Here is a 17,371-nt window from a genome sequence, read left to right as displayed (position 1 = left end):
ACACTTCGAACACAATGGTGAATTGCGCTCGCCTCGGCATCGTTTATGACGATGCAGTGAAGTGACAGTCGGGAGAGCGGCACGTGGCCACATCAACAACGATCAGAGCGGCAGATGCCTTGGCGCGCCGCCTTTACGCCGAAGGGTGCCGCTATGCCTTTGGCATGCCAGGGGGCGAAGTCCTGACACTGGTTGATGCGCTTGAAGATGCGGGCATCCGTTTTATCTTGGCCAAGCATGAAAACGCGGCGGCCTTCATGGCCGAAGGCGCCTATCACCGTACGGGCGCGCCGGGAATTCTGGTGGCCACCGTTGGTCCCGGTGCATTGAACGGCGTAAATGCGGTGGCCAATGCGCATCAGGATCGCGTGCCCATGATCGTGCTGGCCGGGGCCGTCGATGCGGACGAAGCCCAGACCTACACGCATCAGGTGCTCGATCAGCAGGCCGTCTTCCGCCCGATCACCAAGGCCACGTTTTCGCTGGTGCCCGGTGCCACCCATGTGATCGCGGACAAGGCTGTGGCCATCGCCACCGAAGGCCGCCCCGGCCCGGTACATATCGACGTTCCGATCTCTGTCGCGGATGCGCAGGTGCCCGCAAAAGCCCCGCCCCCCCGCGCCAAGGCCTCTGCCACTGCGCCCTCGGGCGAGGATCTGGCAACCGCGCGCGCGTGGCTGCAAGGCGCCGAACGCCCCGTCATGATCCTGGGACTGGACGCGATGGTCGAAGACGCAGGCGCAGAGGTCACCGCCTTTGCTGAACGCTTTGGCGTGCCGGTGATCACCACCTACAAGGCCAAGGGGCTGCTGGCCGAGGATCACGCACTGGCGCTTGGCGGCGCCGGGTTGTCACCACTGGCAGACCGCCACCTGCTGCCGTTCATCGAAAACGCGGATCTGATCCTCTGTGTCGGCTATGATCCCATCGAAATGCGTGTCGGCTGGCGCGACATATGGGACCCCACGCACCAGCGGGTCATCGACATCACCGCCGAGCCTAATCACCACTACATGCATCAGTCGAGCCTCAATTTCATCGCCGATTGCGCCGCCAGCCTCAAGGCGCTGTCAGACGGCGTGACACCCCAGGATACATGGCCGGGTGGAGAGATTTCCGCCACCAAATCCGCGCTGGCGCAAGCCTTTCCAACGGATGAAGACTGGGGCCCGTCGGCCATCATGGACACCTGCCGTCAGCTGCTGCCACGCGAGACACTGGCAACCGTGGACAGTGGCGCGCACCGCATCCTGCTCAGCCAGATGTGGGAATGTTATGAGGCGCGCGGGCTGACCCAATCCACCGCCCTCTGCACCATGGGCTGCGCCATCCCGCTGGCCATGGGCGCCAAGCTCGCCGACCCCGACAGACCCGTTGTCGGATTTTGCGGCGATGCCGGTTTCCTGATGGTGGCAGGCGAGCTTTCCACCGCCGCCGAATTGGGGTTAAAACCGATCATCGTGGTTTTTGTCGACGCCTCCCTATCCCTGATCGAGCTGAAACAACGCTCGCGCCAGATGAAGAACCGCGGCGTGGATTTCGCCAAACATGATTTCGCGGCCATGGGCGTGGCCTTTGGCGGCGCTGGCCATACCGTGACCACCCGCGCCGAGCTGACCGACGCCCTGCACACCGCGATGACGGCGGAGACCTTCACCGTGATTGCTGCCGTGATCGAGCGCGGGGCCTACGATGGCCGCATCTGACACCCCCATGGCGCTCGACGGATTGGTTGTGCTGGACCTCAGCCGCATTCTGGCCGGGCCCACCGCCACGCAAATGCTGGGTGACCTCGGCGCGACCGTGATCAAGGTCGAGAACCCCAAGAGCAAGGGGGACGATACCCGCAGCTGGGGCCCCAACTATGCCAGGGACAGCGCGGGCAACCCGACCGATCTGTCGGCCTACTTCATGGCCGCCAACCGCAACAAGCTGTCGATATCGATCAATCTGTCGAGTGAGGAAGGCCAGCACACGGTGCGCCAGCTAGCGGCGCGGGCGGATGTTGTGGTCGAAAACTACAAGCCCGGCGGTCTGGAGAAATACGGGCTGGATCACGCGACCCTTCTGAAGGCGCATCCCGGCCTTGTCTATTGCTCGATTTCGGGTTTTGGCCAAACCGGCCCGAACAGCGCGCAGCCCGGCTATGATCTGATGGCGCAGGGCTATGGTGGGATCATGTCGCTGACGGGTGCCCCGGACGGCCCGCCGATGAAGGTGGGCGTGGGCATTGCCGACGTGATGTGCGGGATGTACGCGACCATCGGTATTCTGGCCGCCCTGCGCCACTGCGACAAAACCGGCGAGGGTCAGCACATTGATCTGGCACTGGTGGACGCGCAAATGGCCTGGCTGATCAACGAGGGCACCAATTTCCTGACTTCCGGCAAACTGCCGGAACGACGCGGCAACGCGCACCCGAACATCGTGCCCTATGACGCCTTTCCCTGCGCGGACGGGCACGTATTGTTGGCCGTCGGCAATGACGCCCAGTTTGCGCGGTTCTGCGATGCCTTCGGCATGTCCGCCCTTGCAGAGCACCCTGCCTATGCCACGAACCTTGCCCGGATCGAAAACCGCGCGGCGTTGACCGCAAAGATCACCACAGCCCTTGCCGATGTACAGCGCAAAGACGTCCTGGCCCGCTGCCACGCGGTGAAGGTTCCTGCCGGACCGATTCACACTGTTGCCGAAGCGCTTAGCTCTGATCAAGCCAAGGCGCGCGATACGGTTGTGCAGGTCGAGGCGACAGATACCGCAGGTGGTAGCGTTGCGCTTTTGGGAAATCCTCTGAAGTTCTCCCGCACGCCCGTGACCTACCGGCACGCGCCGCCGCGCTTTGGGAAGGACACTCAGATCGTGCTCGACGCCTTTGAAATCAAGCCCAAGGCGGACTGAAACACACTGGCGAAATCGGCTTTATTCCGCCTGTATTCCGGGCTTATTCCTGAAACATTGGCGGAAATCTAACACGCGGCTTCACGTTGGCGTGTACCGCCTGCCCGGAACCTTCGCACGTGCCGATATTGCGTTAAAGAATTGTTCTGTTCCGAGAATAAAGGCGCGATCCTGATGATGTATGATATCTGTAACAGCCCTGTTTCGCTCTCTACCCAAGCGGCGCTGGATCACTGGAATGGCATGGTGCGGGCGTTTCTGGCCCATAGCACCGCGACGCCGACCCATTTGGGCGCCGTGCTGACAAGCCATCCGGATTTTGCGATGGGCCATGCGGCACGCGGGTTGTTCTCCCTGATGCTGGGGCGCGCGGAGTTAACGAAAACGGCGCAAGAGGCGGCAATAGCTGCCCATCTGGCCTGCGCGAACACAACCCCAAGCTTTCGCGAGGCCGCTTGGACACGCGCCCTGGATCACTGGCTCGACGGGCACCCCACCAAGGCTGTCGCAGCAATGGAAGGCGTCTTGACGCGGCACCCCGAAGATACGCTAACAGCCAAGGTCAGCCACGCCATTCGCTTCATCCTCGGGGATGCCACCGGCATGCGCGCCTCCATCGAACGGGTGCTGGAGGCCCATGGCCCCGATCATACCTGTCGCGGATTTGCTTTGGGTTGCCACGCCTTCGCATTGGAAGAAACCGGGGCCTACGACCGGGCCGAAGCCGCCGGGCGCGAGGGGCTGACATTGGCGCCGGACGATTCATGGGGGCTACATGCGGTCACGCATGTTTACGACATGACGGCGCGGCCCGATCTGGGGATCGCGCTAATCGAAGGCAACACCGGTGCCTGGGATCACTGCAACAACTTCCGCTATCACGTCTGGTGGCACAAGGCGCTGCTGCACATGGACCGCGGTCAGCATGACGTTGCCCTGGGCCTCTACGACGCTCAGATCCGCGCCGACAAGACCGACGACTACCGCGACATTTCCAACGCAACCTCCCTTCTGGTCCGTCTGGAGTTGGAGGGCGTGGATGTCGGCCCGCGCTGGGAAGAGCTGGCGGATCTGGCACAGAACCGCACCGAGGATGGCTGCGTTGTCTTTGCCGATCTGCATTACATGCTGGCGCTGACAGGGGCCGACCGGCCAGAGGCGAAGGCCGCAATGACCCGGCGATTTGCCCGCGATGCTGCGAGATCCGGCGAGATGCCGAGGCGCTATGCCGACCCCGGTGTCGCGGCCCTTGCCGGACTGAATGCCTTTGCCGAAGGGCGCTATGACGCCGCCTTTGCCGATCTGACAGCCGCGCGCCCGACATTGCAAACCATCGGCGGCAGCCACGCCCAGCGTGACGTCTTCGACCGCATCACCATTGACGCGGGTCTGCGCGCGGGTCGTTACGAGCAGACAGAAGCCGTCATCGCGGACCGTCTGGCCCGACGGGCAGGACGGCCGGACCGTTTCACCACCACCCGCCTGGCCAGCATTCAAGAGGCCCGGCGGATCCCCGCACAATGATCGCAAGCCCCTGATGACAATTCCTTTTACACAGCATAAAGACCGGCCATGACACTTGCCGACCCCGCCCATATGACGCCACGCGCCTCCCCTTCGCGCACCGAAGCAGCCCCTGTGGCCAAGCAGCGCGACGTTCGTCTAGACTTCTTTCGCGGCATTGCGATGTTCATCATCCTCTTCGCCCATACGCCGGGGAACTTCTTTACGTCCTGGATCCCCGCGCGCTGGGGCTTTTCAGATGCGACAGAGATCTTTGTCTTCTGTTCCGGCATGGCCTCTGCAATCGCCTTTGGGCGCGCATACGACACCGTCGGCTGGCGGCTCGGCACGGCGCGGGTCAGCTTTCGGGTCTGGCAGGTCTATTGGGCGCACATCGGGCTCTTCTTTGCCGTTGCGACCTTGCTGGCCGCCATCGACATGACCGGGGCCTACGATAAGGTCTATATCGGTACGCTCAACCTGTGGAAGTTCTTTGCCGAACCGGGGCCGCAACTCGTTGGGTTGCTGACCCTGACTTACGTGCCCAACTATTTTGACATTCTGCCCATGTATATGATCGTGCTGGCGATGATGCCCCTGATCATGGCATTGTCCCGGGTGCATCTCGGCCTGGTGGCGGCCTTTGTTGGGCTTGTCTGGCTCTTTGCGCAGGAACGGCTGCTGGCTTTGGTCGGACTTGATCACCTGAACCTTGCCCTCCCGGCAGAGCCATGGTCGGACAGGACGTGGTTCTTCAACCCCTTTGGCTGGCAGCTCATTTTCTTTACGGGTTTTGCCTTCATGCGTGGCTGGTTGCCTAAGCCACCGGTCTCGCCGCTGTTGTTCGGCATCGCGCTGGCTCTTGTTTTGATGAACATCCCGCTGTCGAACATCGGAGTGCGTGAATTTGGTTTCGACTGGGCCCGCGACTGGCGCATCGCCAACAAGATGCTGATCGACAAATCCGATTTCGGGTTGCTGCGGTATGTGCATTTCCTGGCGCTTGCGTATCTCTGCTGGGTGGCGGCAGGCGACAAGGGTGCGCGGCTTTTAACGCAAGGCGACGGTATCGCGGCCCGCATCTGGCAACGCACGCTCGCGATCATCCTGAAGGTCGGACAGCAGTCGCTCGCCGTCTTCATTGTGAGCATGTTCATCGCGCGGGTCAGCGGATTTGTCATGGATAACATCGGTCGCGACACCTGGACTGTCGTGGCCGTCAACCTTGCAGGCATGGGTGTGCTTGTCATGACCGCCTACGGCGCGGGCTGGTACAAATCCCAACCCTGGCGCAAAAAGGCGGTGCACTGATGCTACGTCGCGATGTTCTGAAATCCCTTGCCGCACTGGCTGCGGTGCCATCGGCCAGCTTCGCCGAGGAGCCCGGATTGCAACTTGGGGATGCGCAACCCTTCGATGCGTCCACCGTGCGCGCCCGTGCGGTGGCTTTGGCAGAGGCGGATTACACCCCCCGTCCGCTGATCCCCGAAAGCTGGCGCAACCTGACTTATGACCAATATCGCAAGATCTGGTTCGATGGGCGCAACGCGCTCTGGGAAGGCTCGCTCAGACCGCAACGCGTCGATGTCTTTCCGCCCGGTCTGTATTTTCCGCAGGCGGTGGAGATCAATGTCGTCGACAACGGCGCCGCACGGCCCCTCGCCTTTGACATGGGCGTTTTCGACAGCACCGATAAGTTCCCGGATGTCGAGATCGATGCGACGCTGGGCTATTCCGGACTGCGCCTGCGGGCGGAGCTGGAGCAGGCGGGCATCTTTCAGGAATATGCCGTCTTCCAAGGTGCCAGCTATTTCCGGGGGATCGGCACGGGCGAGACATATGGTCTGTCTGCCCGCGGCCTTGCGCTCAAGACTGGCGATCCGATGGGCGAGGAGTTCCCTGACTTCACCGCCTTCTGGCTGGAGACACCGCAACCGGGGTCCGGGTCGGTCGTGCTGCACGCCCTGCTCGACAGCCCCAGTTGCACTGGTGCCTACCGGTTTGATATCGCCCATGGCGACACGCTGCGCATGGCGGTCTCGGCGGAAATTTTCGCGCGGACCGATATGGACCATGTGGGCATTGCCCCGCTCACTTCGATGTTCCTCTTCGACGAGACAATGCGCCAGCGTTTCGACGACTTCCGCCCCGCAGTGCACGACAGTGATGGCCTGCTCATCCACAACGGCGCGGGCGAGACGATCTGGCGGCCGCTTGCCAATCCGCTGACGCTGCAGATCAGCGCGTTTTCCGACAATAATCCGCGCGGTTTTGGCCTGATGCAGCGCCCGCGTGAGTTCCGTGACTACGCCGATCTCGAAGCACTTTACCACTCGCGACCTTCCCTGTGGATCACCCCGCAGGAGGACTGGGGGCAAGGCTCGGTCACCCTGGTCGAGATCCCGGCTGATCTGGAGATTTACGACAATATCGTCGCCTATTGGCGCCCGTCAGAACCCATTCTGGCCGGACAAAGTCACCAGATGAGCTACCTGATGGATTGGGGCGACGATCCGGCCCCAAAGGCTGACATGCCGCTGCGCGTACTCAGCACGGCCATAGGCGGGCGCCCCGAAGGCGGCAAGGTGGTCACCATCGATTTCGAAGATGGCGCGCTGGTGCCTGACGATCTGTCACGGCTCGATATCATCCTGCGCGGCAGCGATGGCACGCTGTCCGACGGGCTGGTGCAAAGAAATCCTGAAACCAATGGACCCCGCTTGGCGTTCACCTTTCAGGCGGGTGAGGCCAGATACATCGAATTCAGGGCGCAACTGCGTCTCGATGGCACGCCGCTCAGCGAGGTTTGGCTCTACCGGTGGACAACGGGATGAACGAAGGTACGGACACGATGGGTGGGATGGCAGCAACAATGCCTCCTCGTGCGCCGTTGAAGATGCGCGCCCAAGACCTGTCCGCCTCTCCGGGCACTCCCCGGATTGCGCCGACGCAAGGGCCTGAGCGCACGATTGGCTGGCGGCTCGCCCTGTTCCTCCCGGCACTGATCGGCACGGCAATGCTGATGTCTGCCTTGCACGGCTGGCTATCTGAGACCGGCATGACCGGGTTGGAATGGGCGCTTCTGGCGCTGATTGGCGTGACCTTTGTCTGGGTTACGCTGTCTGTCAGCACCGTCGGCGTGGCCATTGCCGGGCTGCTGGCCCGTGAAACGGCCCAAGGCCGCAGCCCCAAAGAGGTGGTCCCGATGGATGTGGCCTTGCTGGTGCCCATCTACAACGAAGTACCGAGCGACGTTTTTGGCAATGCAACGGCAATGTTGGACGACCTTGCACGACGCCAGAGCGCACACAGCTACACGCTCTTTGTGCTGTCGGATACACGCGACCCTGCCATTGCCGAGGATGAACAGCGCGCCTTTGCCGATCTGGCCGCCTCCGCGCCGGACGGGTTTGCCGTTCACTATCGCCGCCGGGCCGCCAACACGGATAAGAAGGTCGGCAACCTTGTTGACTGGATCACCGGATGGGGCGCCGCCTATGAAGCCATGGTGGTGCTGGACGCCGACAGTCTGATGACCGGGCGCGCCATCGACCGCCTTGCAGGCGAGCTTAGCGTCGACCCCGAGACCGGCCTGATCCAGACCTTCCCGATGCTGATCGGAGCCGAAACCATATTTGCCCGATTGCAGCAATTCTCCAACATTGCCTATGGCTGGTTGCTGGCCGAAGGGTTGGCGAAATGGGCGCGTAGCGAAGGCAATTACTGGGGCCACAACGCGATCATCCGCACGCGCGCCTTTGCGGCATCCGCCGGACTGCCTCATTTGCAGGGGCGCAAGGGCCAGGCGGAACTGATCCTCAGCCACGACTTTGTCGAGGCGGGGCTTCTGCGCCGTGCTGGATGGCGTGTGCGGTTTCTGCCGCGCGTCTCTGGCAGTTTCGAAGAGACGCCCGGCACGCTGATCGACTACGTGCTGCGGGACCAGCGGTGGTGCCGTGGCAACCTGCAGCACCTGCGCCTGCTGGGCACTGCGGGTCTGCACCCGGTGTCGCGCTTTCATCTCTTCCACGGCGCAGTGAGCTATTTGCTGTCACCTGCGTGGTTTGTCTTGCTGGTGATCTGGGCCCTGCTGGGCGTCGACGCGGACACCAACGTCGTGCGCTATTTCAACGAGACCAATCCGCTCTTCCCGGATTGGCCGCCGGAGATGAGCCATATCGATTCCGCCGTCTTCCTGGTAATCATGTACGCCATGCTGCTGACCCCCAAGCTTGTGGGGGCGGGCATCATCGCCCTGCATCCCAAGGCCACGCGGGTCTACGGCGGACGCGGCGCTTTCCTGACTGCCTTTCTGGTCGAAATCATCTTGTCGATTGCCTATGCGCCGATCCTGATGATCCAGCAGACCCGCGCGGTATTGCGCGCCCTGCTCGGCCAATCCGACGCCTGGGCCACACAGTCGCGCCATGCCCATGCCTATCCGCTACGTACGCTGATCCGGTTCCACTGGGCGGAAACCCTACTGGGCGCAGTGCTTCTGATTGGCTTGGCTTCCGGTCTTATCTCTCTCTGGCTCATCCCGATTGTCGCCAGTCTCTGCCTCGCCGTGCCGTTGTCAGCGCTCAGCGCTGTGCCACTATCGCGCGCACTGCCGGGCGGGCTGCGGATGCAAAGCCCGCACACCATTCGCGAACCCGCCATTGTCGGCCGCGCGCGACTTGAGAGATCGCGGCTGCGCAATCTATTGGACGCAGGCCAGCTTCCCGCTGAATAACTCCGGCACCGGACTTTGAGAATTGGGGGCGTTCAAGTTCGCGCCATAGACTGGCACCCGCACTTTTCTAGACGGGACAGGTGCCCTCAGGAGTTGGAGCGGCTACTGGATCTCGGCCCTGTCACACGCGCGCTTCTGGCCTACCTCCGACCTGTGCGGTGTGTCCGGTTGATCGGTCTGGACGCCCGGGCGGCTTGCCGCGCAACGCTGTGCTCAAAGCCCCTCGTACCAGTCCAGCATCATGCCTGCCCAGCCTTGCGGCACGACGTGCCCACCGGGAAAGAGCGCAAATTCCAATGCGGAGCCGTCGGCACAGCGATCCCATGCCCGGCGCATAAAGTCGCCCTTGGTGACATATCGGTCCGCGCGCAATTGGTTGCAGGCGTTTACCTCGCGCCACATGCGCAGCGTGTAGAAGATATCCCCCTGCACCAGCGCCTCCGGATCCGTCACGTCATGACCGCGCAGAACACGGCCTTCGAGCGGCACGGTGCCATCTGTCCACCCGTGGGTGTGCAACAGGCGCACGGGTCCCGCGCAGTCGGTCGGATGCGGGCGCCAGAAACCACCGGCCACCGGTGCATAGGCTGCAAAGCTGTCCGGCACGTCGCAGGCCATGTAAGAGGTCATGGAGCCGCCAATGGAAAAACCGCTCAGGATCACGCGTTCCGCCGCGAAGCCAAAACGGGCGGCGGCATCATCCCGCACGGCCTGCAGGAACGCAGGCTCATCGCGCAATTTCGGGCGGCCCGGGATGAACGACCAGCCACGCCCGCGTCCCTCCGCATAGGGTAACCCATCCGGCGCGATCAACACATAGCCACGGTCAAGCGCCGTGTTCACCCAGTCCTTGGGTCGCAGCGCGCCCTCGCCCGACCCGCCGAACCCATGCAAATAGAGTATCGCGCCCTTGACGGGAGCCTCAGGCAGGCGCGCGTGATAGGTTCCCATCTCAATCGAGCAGGCCCCCGTGTCTTCGCCACAAGCGGCATGCGACGGTGCCGCCCCGCCCAACCAAGCGGCGGCGACCAGCGCGAGGAACCGTTTCATCTCAACTCTCCTTGCGCAGGGGCAGTTCGCGTTTGATCCAGCCGGGCCCGGCACCGGAGCCCAGCATGCCTTCGGGCACGTCGATAATGCGCGTGAACCCGGCCTTAGTCAGTTTCGCGCTCTGATGGCGAGATCGCACGCCGCGCGCACAAATCAGGGCAACGGGGCGTGTGGTGTCGTTCTGCACGGCGGCCAGAAGCGCTTCGGTAAAATCTTCGCGCCGCATGTCGAGCGTTATCGCGCCTTCGCCGACGCCTGTGAGCGCCCATTCGTCCGGTCTGCGGATATCGACCAAAAGGATATCACCGGACAGGGCCGCCTGATGGGCCTGAGGCGCGCTCAGCGCGTTCTCGCCCGTCTCGGCCCAGATGTTGAACCATCGTGACGCCACCGCACCTGCCGTGACCACGGAAATGGCACCCAGCGCCAAGAAGCCCCGCCGCGTCAGACGCGGCGAGGCTTCCGGGGAACGAGAAGGCAGGTCCTTCTCAGTCATGATCATTCAACCGGTGCTGCACTTTCAAACTGCGGGATTGCCCGGTCGGAGGCCGGCGCCGCTTCGATATCGACCCAATTCGCTTCAGAGAGCTGAATGTTGCCGGGAATGTCTTCTTCCCAGAAGCCCACGACGTTTTGGGTGATGTTGAGATAGAGTTTACCATCCAGAATACGCCACAGGTTGGGGTTGCCGGGCACCTTGCCGCCCTTGGCCACACCATAGGCGCAATGGCCATCGTACTGCGGCACATATTTTTCGGGATCGGCCTCGAACGCGGCCTTGTTGGCTTCGGACGAGAACGCGAACGTCGCGCCATTATAGGTCGATGTGATATCCTTGTCACCGGGCACCGCCGCAGGCTGCGCCGTGCCGACCGGGTTCTGTTCGAGGTCGAAATAGGCCACGACGTCATATCCGGAAACGGCGAACCCGGTCGGATCAACGTATTGATCACCGGCCCAGGCCGAAGACGCGATGGTCAGCGCAATGGCGGCACCTGCAATTTTGAGGGGGAAGCGGTTCATCAGAAAACTCCAGTTCTTCAAGAGGATCATTAGGGTCGGGTTTTGAGCTCTTGGAATATTTAGACGGCGATCCCGCCGCTTTGCACCCTCTGTAGCGCAGCCTCTCGCCCTTGTGAAAATCATCGTGTTCCGCGTGAGGACAACGTGAGGGGGCGGAGCCTATCGGAGTTTAGGCGGTTTGGCGGGGTCCCCTCCCGGAATGCCGGGTTGCTGTGGCGCGGGGGGCTGCAGCTGAGGCAAATCAAACCGCAAGCCGACAGAGTCCATCCGAGGGGTCATTGGATCAGCGTGACGGAAAAATCCGATATCCATGGCACCCGCCTCAATGCCGGAGAACGTGAGCGCCTCACCGGCTGCACGCGCCAGGGCGCCCTCTGCTTCGGGGACCGCGCCCACAAACCCCAGCATATGCCCGCGCGCGCCGGTGTCATAAGTCACACCCACGAGATAGGCCGTTTGTGCAAGCCCAAGTGCCGTCGCCAGCTTACCATCGAGCGCGGTGATGAAGTGTTCCGGCAGACCTTTCGGCGCGTGCACTTGGGCAATGGCGGCTTCGACCTCGCGGGGCTGATTGCCCAACGTGTCATGCAACCAGGCAATTGCCGTATCCGGCAGCAAGATCGACGAAGGCGCCACCTCCAGATTGACACCCAGCCCGATCCCCTGCCCTGCCAGCATCCCAGCGATCATCCGACCTGACAGCGCGACATAAGGCACCGGCTTGCCTGCAAAGGCGGCGAGTCGCTCCTCCCGGTCAAAGACAAGCACATAGCGGGCATCGCCCAAATCGAAGAGCTCAGGCGATATCTGATCGCCCTCGTTCGCCTCCTCAGCAAGCATCAAGAAGAGCTCGCACTCGGCCAGACGCTCATAGAACCGCAGCCGTACCGCATCGTCACCGGGGGCCGCTTCCATCGCGCCGTGAGCCTGATCCAGTGGAGTTACTTCAGTCATGCACGTGCTTCCCCAGAGGTGAGCGCTGCCTTCTTAGCGGACACCATTTGAACGGTAGATTTTCAATGATCCCGCTGATGTGACGCAAATCAACGCCGGTCAACACGAAAATGCACCTTGCCTGATCCGACAGCCGCTCCGCCAACGAAGGCATCCCGGCGCCATTTTCACGGGTTGCCCGACCACCATCTGCACAGCGGTCGTCAGATGCGCTGCCGGTACCGTACTCAGCTCCCGGACAGCGCTCTGGAAAACGATCTCTCGAAGCCAATGCTTCATCTTATGCACCTACGCCCTCCTTATACCCCGGAAGGCGTATCCAGTATCCGCCTCACACTCTGTTGGATGCGGGGGATCACCTCCGTTTCGAACCAGGCGTTTTGTTTCAGCCACCGATTGTTTCGGGGGCTAGGGTGCGGCAGCACGAACATGTTTCCGTCTCCCCTGGAAGATTGCCGGACGGCTTCCGTCACCGATTTACCCCCGAGGTCTGGCAGGTGCCATGCGATCGCGTAGGCCCCCAGAACCAGTGTCAACTCAACCTGTTCCAGCGCTTGCAATACGGATGACCGCCAGGTCGTGGCACAGATTTTCGGCGGCGGCATGTCGCCGCCCGATCCCGTACCGGGAAAGCACAATCCCATCGGGAAAATTCCAACCCTGGGATCGGTGTAGAACGTGGGTTTGTCGACGGCGAGCCAACTACGGAGGCGGTCGCCGGAGGGATCGTCGAAGGGTCGGCCTTTTGCATGTGTGATACGGCCTGGCGCCTGTCCGACAATCAGAATTCTGGCTTGCCGGTCCAATTGGAAGATAGGGTTTGGCCCCAGCGGCAGATCCTTGCAAAGCGTGCACGCAAGCATTGCGGATTTGAGGGCCTGTAAATCCTTGGGCATCTGCATCCTTTAGACCGAAGATTGTTACCGGAAAGGCGTTTGTCGGCGCCCATTGTTGTTTTGCTCTAAAAGCAATTTAGGTCAGCGAAACGTCTATGCAATCAAGTTTGGCACGGCGCATTTCGAGCACATGGTTATGCCATGACCTTCAAACCCGTCGAAAATCAAATGCTCTGTATAGTGCAAGCGCTTGTAAGCAGTGACCTGCTCCCTGCACACATCGGCTCTTTATGTGAGCTTGAGACGGCCAGAGTGACTATTGAGGAATTCGCGCTAGCGCATAGAGAAGGAGAACCAGTTTGGATAGAACCTCGCCCTCCTCCAGCATCGGATCGGGCATGGACGTGCCGGGAGCAAACTCATTTGGATTGTCGAGGAAGGCCGTCAGCGTTTCTTCGTTCCAGACCTGATTGGCCGCACTCAATGGGCCCTCGTAGCGTGCCGATATCTCGGCTGAGAAAGCGCTGCCGAATACGCTGCCAAGGGCGGGAACTGCACTGTTGGAAACCTGCCCCAGGGAGTGACATTGAGAGCAAGCATCCAGCGTCTCCAGAAAGGACGCGCGTGTCGCTGTATCCACATCCAGTTGATCCGCGAAGGTCAAAGCATACTCAAACGCGTGATCCGCGGCACCAACCGACAGCAATTCAACAGTTTTTGCATCGGTGAAAATTGCAATCCGACCATCTTCCAACATCTGGAGATGGCGCACGCGCTGCCCAACAGGAATTCTCTCTGCAAACAAAACGCGGTCATTTCTCACCCTGATCCGGTACAAGGCCTGATCTTTGAAAGTGCCCAGAAGAAGATCGCCATCCCAAAGAGGATCGAACCCGTCGATCAACATGAGCGCACCAGGAGCGACGGAGGGGAGCCATGCATAAACCGGTGCCTCAAACGCTCCGGAATGCTGACCGTTTTCCATCACTGTCGGAATGGCGAGTTTGTTGTAACGCGTGCCAAGAGATGTCAGTGGCCAGCCATAGTTCTTGCCATCCTGTATGTGGTTCAGTTCGTCGCCGCCACGACGTCCATGCTCTGCAATCCAGATTTCTCCGTCACGGTCCAGTGCAATCCCCTGCGGATTGGAGTGGCCGCTGCTGATATGGCGCGCGGCGCCGGTGTCGAGATCGATTTCGATGATCTTGCCATAGTCGTAATCATCCGCCTGCGCCGCCATGGGCGGCGCATGAAGACCGTCCTTGCCATAGTCGCCGCTGGCCAACAGGATCTTGCCGTCGTCCCTCTGCACAAGGCGACCCCCAGCCATCTGGCCGTGGATCGGGCTTCCGAACTCCGAAATCGGGAGGCATGGGGCAGTTTCATATTTCACCACCCAGTCACCAGTGATCGGACCGGGCCGGTCCTCCGCAGGGGCCACCGCAATCGCATTGGTGGCGCATGCATTCGTATCGTTCCAGAGAGAATAGGATAAGATAAGCTCGCCGCGCTCCCTGGAATAGAGAACATCGTTGTAGCGAAACCAATACTCCCTGGGATCACGGTCACTTGTCTCTTTGACATAAGCGGCATAGGCATCGACCCCGTTTTCAGGGGCAGAAATTGCAAGCTTTATCGCCTCGCCATTTTCGACGGCGATGAATTCACCTGTCGCCGTGACGACAACCGGAACGCCGCTCCACGAGGTCATCCCTCCTCCAGATCCAATGGCCTCTGACGGAATCGGGATAATCTCGCGATCAATCGGCATGAAGATCGTCTCAATCTGCGTTGCGTCGGTGACGTTTTGATCGTCTCCTATCGCCGGGACATCGATGCGATCCCAAAATCTGGCAGCCGTTATGCCGATCACGCTGACGGTCGCGGCAACACCAATGAAGATCAGGGCGTTGCTTCGCAAGCCGCGCCTGCTTTTGAAAAAGCCTAAAATATTCATTTTACAACTGCTCCAATGGACCGTCGGCATTTTTTTAATGCCCTTAAATCATTGATGAAGCCTAAAACACTAAACGTCAGCTAAAAACTCTTCTTCTTTGAAACGAAAACACCAGAAACCAGGAGGCGATGATCCAGTCCTAATCGGTTTATCCCTTTGAAACCGGCAGTGTTTCAGCACCGCTGACGGCACGATATTGGGTTGTGATCTCTATAAGCCGCAAAGCCGAATGGTTCTGCAGATGTTCAAAGTGTTTGTGAAGGTCGGTGCATGCATCGTGGTCGCGGAACACTGCGGCCATTGCAGTTAGAAGTTCTTGAGAGGCATGATGCCACGCCCAACCGATATGGCCTTGGTCCAATTCGGATTTTCGCAAATAGTCAACGGCCATCCGCAGCATATCAGAGCCATCAAGACCGCAATGTGGAGCTTTTGTTTCATTCGCTACCTCCTGTGCAGCAACAAGAACCGCAGGGGGCCGGGCGGACAAACGATCCGGCACCCCAAAAGGTATTTCTGAACGTCTAGAAGCGGAAAATGATCCCTGTCGATATCTCTGTTTGACTGTCATCAAATGAGATCGGGCTGTCTTGAGCATCCCCGAGAAGGCGCGCATGCTCGACCCCGAGGAAAACACCGGTGCGAACGGTCAGATCATACGACGCGCGAAGCTCGACCCCGACACGCTCAAAGCCTGACCCCGCCTCAAAGCGAGAAAACGACGAGGTTGCAGCGTTTGCCGCAGATACACCGTAAAACGCGTCTGTGTAAGAACCATCCGCCCATGTGACGAAGGGTTTGGCAGACAGATAGACCCGCTTTCCAACCGGCATGCCAAATTCAGCAGCCGCCGTGGCACGGGTTCCCTCGTGCCCGTCGCTGCTCAGCCCGTGACTGACCTCGAATTCCAGATCGGCAATGCCCGCATCATACTCGGCAAAGGCGGTCAGCAGGGCACCCGCCTCAACATCCTTGAGCCCTGCCAGACGTGCGTCATCTGCTACCAGCCGCTCGTTGAAGTCATACCCGATCGCGATGCCGACGGAGAGATCATTCGGACCATGGTTCCGCAGTGCGTAAACACCCAAACCCCGTTGGTTGAGGAAGTACCGGTCGCGCCAGGTCAAATCGAAGATCGGAAAAACGCCGGCTGAGGTCTCATCTGATCCATTGAATTCCGGTCCGGAACTGATGCCGAGCCCGATTGCGCCTGTCAGGTCACGCCCCGTCTCCTGGGCGCCTGCGATCTGTGCATTGAGGAGTGTCAGTGAAAACACGGTAAGGGGAACCAGTGTTAAGGTCTCGCGATATCTCGACATGGGAAGTCCTTTGATCATTGCCTGTTTTGCCGCACAATCCTGTTGAGCGCGGCACGCCGCAGACAGGTACCGATGTGGTCAGGTTCGAAAACGAAAGGTTCATCAACACGTCTCTGGAATTCGCGAATTGCACAGGTCTGTTCGCCAGTGGTCAAATATCGACCGTTGGCGAATTTTGCATTCGCGGGACAGGATCGCACATGTAAAAGCACCACTGATTGAGTCGTGCTGGAGGAGAAAATTTTGACGGATACTGCGACCGAAAGGTCCAGCACAGGAAATGACCGCTTTCAATCCGCCCTGCTCTCAGTCTTTGGGTTGCGTGACATCTCGTGGCGCCAGCTGGTCTGGTACTGTCTGGTGTTTTCAGTTGTCGGTGGCGTCATCATCACCAGTTTTGAGCCATTGGTCACCGCCCCCCTCCCTGTGTGGGTCGCGATCCTGCATTGGTTTTTCCACCTTTTTGTTGCCGCTGGCGCACTGATACTCACAACGGTTTTGGGTGTCATTGCGGGGCTGCGCATGCCGTGGCCGTTGGTTGCAGCCGTTATCTTGCTGCCTTTTCTCCTGGCGACCTTCTCGATGGTCGCTGATATCATTCTCGATGTTCCGACACTGAGTGACGATGCCTCGCTCAGCATCACACAGCTCTACATTTTGGAGCTGGGTGACATTGCAATCCCTTCCCTCGGTCTCTCGGCACTCATGGCTGTGCTCGCCTACCGGGCAGCCAACATTGTCCAAAAACATCAAGCAGATCGCCTCCTTAGACAAGCCCCTGAACCGACTTTGCGCAGTGTGATTCCCGCAGCGCCGCACAATTTGGGCGATGATCTCATTCGCGTGGAGGCGCAAGATCATTATGTCCGCCTGATCACCTCCGATGGCACTGCCACGCTGAAGCTTGCATTTTCGGATTGCGTGGCAGCCCTCGCCAGATTTCAGGGAGGGCAATGCCACAGATCACATTGGGTGAGGTTTAAGCATGTGAAAACCATCAAACGCTCCGGCAGCGCATACGTGTGTACCCTTAAGGATGACACGCAAATTCCTGTCAGTCGGCGACGCTACAGTGAACTGAAGCGAAGAGCCTAAG

Annotated in this window: 15 protein-coding genes; 7 read left to right on the top strand and 8 right to left on the bottom strand. The window is 60.4% G+C overall.

Annotated elements, in window-relative coordinates:
* Nucleotides 1–83: 83 nt before the first annotated feature.
* The 6 genes from Q1A52_RS06065 (at nucleotide 84) to mdoH (ending at nucleotide 9,136) form a co-directional block, all read left to right on the top strand.
* Complete coding sequence (locus Q1A52_RS06065; protein WP_300012352.1) at nucleotides 84–1,706, top strand: thiamine pyrophosphate-binding protein; 1,623 nt, start codon at nucleotides 84–86, stop codon at nucleotides 1,704–1,706.
* Nucleotides 1,693–2,898, top strand: a complete 1,206-nt coding sequence (locus tag Q1A52_RS06060) for a CaiB/BaiF CoA-transferase family protein (protein ID WP_300012349.1) — start codon at nucleotides 1,693–1,695, stop codon at nucleotides 2,896–2,898. Before Q1A52_RS06065 ends, Q1A52_RS06060 begins: the two co-directional genes overlap by 14 nt.
* A 174-nt stretch (nucleotides 2,899–3,072) precedes the next feature.
* The gene (locus tag Q1A52_RS06055) at nucleotides 3,073–4,422 is read left to right on the top strand and encodes a tetratricopeptide repeat protein (protein WP_300012346.1); all 1,350 of its coding nucleotides are present in this window, start codon (nucleotides 3,073–3,075) and stop codon (nucleotides 4,420–4,422) included.
* A gap of 48 nt (nucleotides 4,423–4,470) precedes the next feature.
* The gene (locus Q1A52_RS06050; protein WP_300012343.1) at nucleotides 4,471–5,712 is read left to right on the top strand and encodes an OpgC family protein; all 1,242 of its coding nucleotides are present in this window, start codon (nucleotides 4,471–4,473) and stop codon (nucleotides 5,710–5,712) included.
* Entirely contained in the window at nucleotides 5,712–7,235 is a 1,524-nt protein-coding gene (locus Q1A52_RS06045; RefSeq protein WP_300012340.1) for a glucan biosynthesis protein, read from the top strand. The genes Q1A52_RS06050 and Q1A52_RS06045 overlap by 1 nt, the downstream gene beginning before the upstream one ends.
* Entirely contained in the window at nucleotides 7,232–9,136 is a 1,905-nt protein-coding gene (gene mdoH, locus Q1A52_RS06040) for a glucans biosynthesis glucosyltransferase MdoH (RefSeq protein ID WP_367277994.1), read from the top strand. The genes Q1A52_RS06045 and mdoH overlap by 4 nt, the downstream gene beginning before the upstream one ends.
* A 213-nt stretch (nucleotides 9,137–9,349) precedes the next feature.
* On the opposite strand, the gene Q1A52_RS06035 is transcribed toward mdoH, so the two are convergent.
* The 8 genes from Q1A52_RS06035 to Q1A52_RS06000 form a co-directional block, all read right to left on the bottom strand.
* Nucleotides 9,350–10,186, bottom strand: coding sequence for an alpha/beta fold hydrolase (locus Q1A52_RS06035; RefSeq protein WP_300012337.1), 837 nt, complete (start codon nucleotides 10,184–10,186; stop codon nucleotides 9,350–9,352).
* Nucleotide 10,187: 1 nt separating this feature from the next.
* Nucleotides 10,188–10,682 (bottom strand): rhodanese-like domain-containing protein, encoded by a 495-nt coding sequence (locus Q1A52_RS06030; RefSeq protein ID WP_300012334.1) that lies wholly within the window; start codon nucleotides 10,680–10,682, stop codon nucleotides 10,188–10,190.
* Between the two features lie 2 nt (nucleotides 10,683–10,684).
* Nucleotides 10,685–11,209: a YHS domain-containing (seleno)protein gene (locus tag Q1A52_RS06025; protein ID WP_195821676.1), complete on the bottom strand. Its 525-nt coding sequence runs from the start codon at nucleotides 11,207–11,209 to the stop codon at nucleotides 10,685–10,687.
* A gap of 159 nt (nucleotides 11,210–11,368) precedes the next feature.
* Nucleotides 11,369–12,163, bottom strand: coding sequence for an SseB family protein (locus tag Q1A52_RS06020; RefSeq protein ID WP_300012332.1), 795 nt, complete (start codon nucleotides 12,161–12,163; stop codon nucleotides 11,369–11,371).
* Nucleotides 12,164–12,462: 299 nt separating this feature from the next.
* A complete protein-coding gene (locus Q1A52_RS06015; RefSeq protein ID WP_300012329.1) occupies nucleotides 12,463–13,059 on the bottom strand; it encodes a uracil-DNA glycosylase family protein in 597 nt (198 codons plus the stop codon).
* A gap of 256 nt (nucleotides 13,060–13,315) precedes the next feature.
* Complete coding sequence (locus tag Q1A52_RS06010; RefSeq protein WP_300012326.1) at nucleotides 13,316–14,920, bottom strand: PQQ-dependent sugar dehydrogenase; 1,605 nt, start codon at nucleotides 14,918–14,920, stop codon at nucleotides 13,316–13,318.
* Nucleotides 14,921–15,104: 184 nt separating this feature from the next.
* Nucleotides 15,105–15,527, bottom strand: coding sequence for a hypothetical protein (locus tag Q1A52_RS06005; protein ID WP_300012323.1), 423 nt, complete (start codon nucleotides 15,525–15,527; stop codon nucleotides 15,105–15,107).
* Complete coding sequence (locus Q1A52_RS06000; RefSeq protein WP_299778419.1) at nucleotides 15,481–16,275, bottom strand: MipA/OmpV family protein; 795 nt, start codon at nucleotides 16,273–16,275, stop codon at nucleotides 15,481–15,483. The genes Q1A52_RS06005 and Q1A52_RS06000 overlap by 47 nt, the downstream gene beginning before the upstream one ends.
* Nucleotides 16,276–16,518: 243 nt before the next feature.
* On the opposite strand from Q1A52_RS06000, the gene Q1A52_RS05995 reads away from it, so the two are divergent.
* Entirely contained in the window at nucleotides 16,519–17,370 is an 852-nt protein-coding gene (locus Q1A52_RS05995) for a LytTR family DNA-binding domain-containing protein (protein WP_300012320.1), read from the top strand.
* Nucleotide 17,371: the final 1 nt, after the last annotated feature.

Source organism: uncultured Roseobacter sp., from assembly GCF_947488185.1.
Classification (GTDB): Bacteria; Pseudomonadota; Alphaproteobacteria; order Rhodobacterales; family Rhodobacteraceae; genus Roseobacter.
The sequence above is the reverse complement of the archived record's forward strand: the minus strand, read 5'-3'. Positions and strand labels throughout refer to the sequence as shown.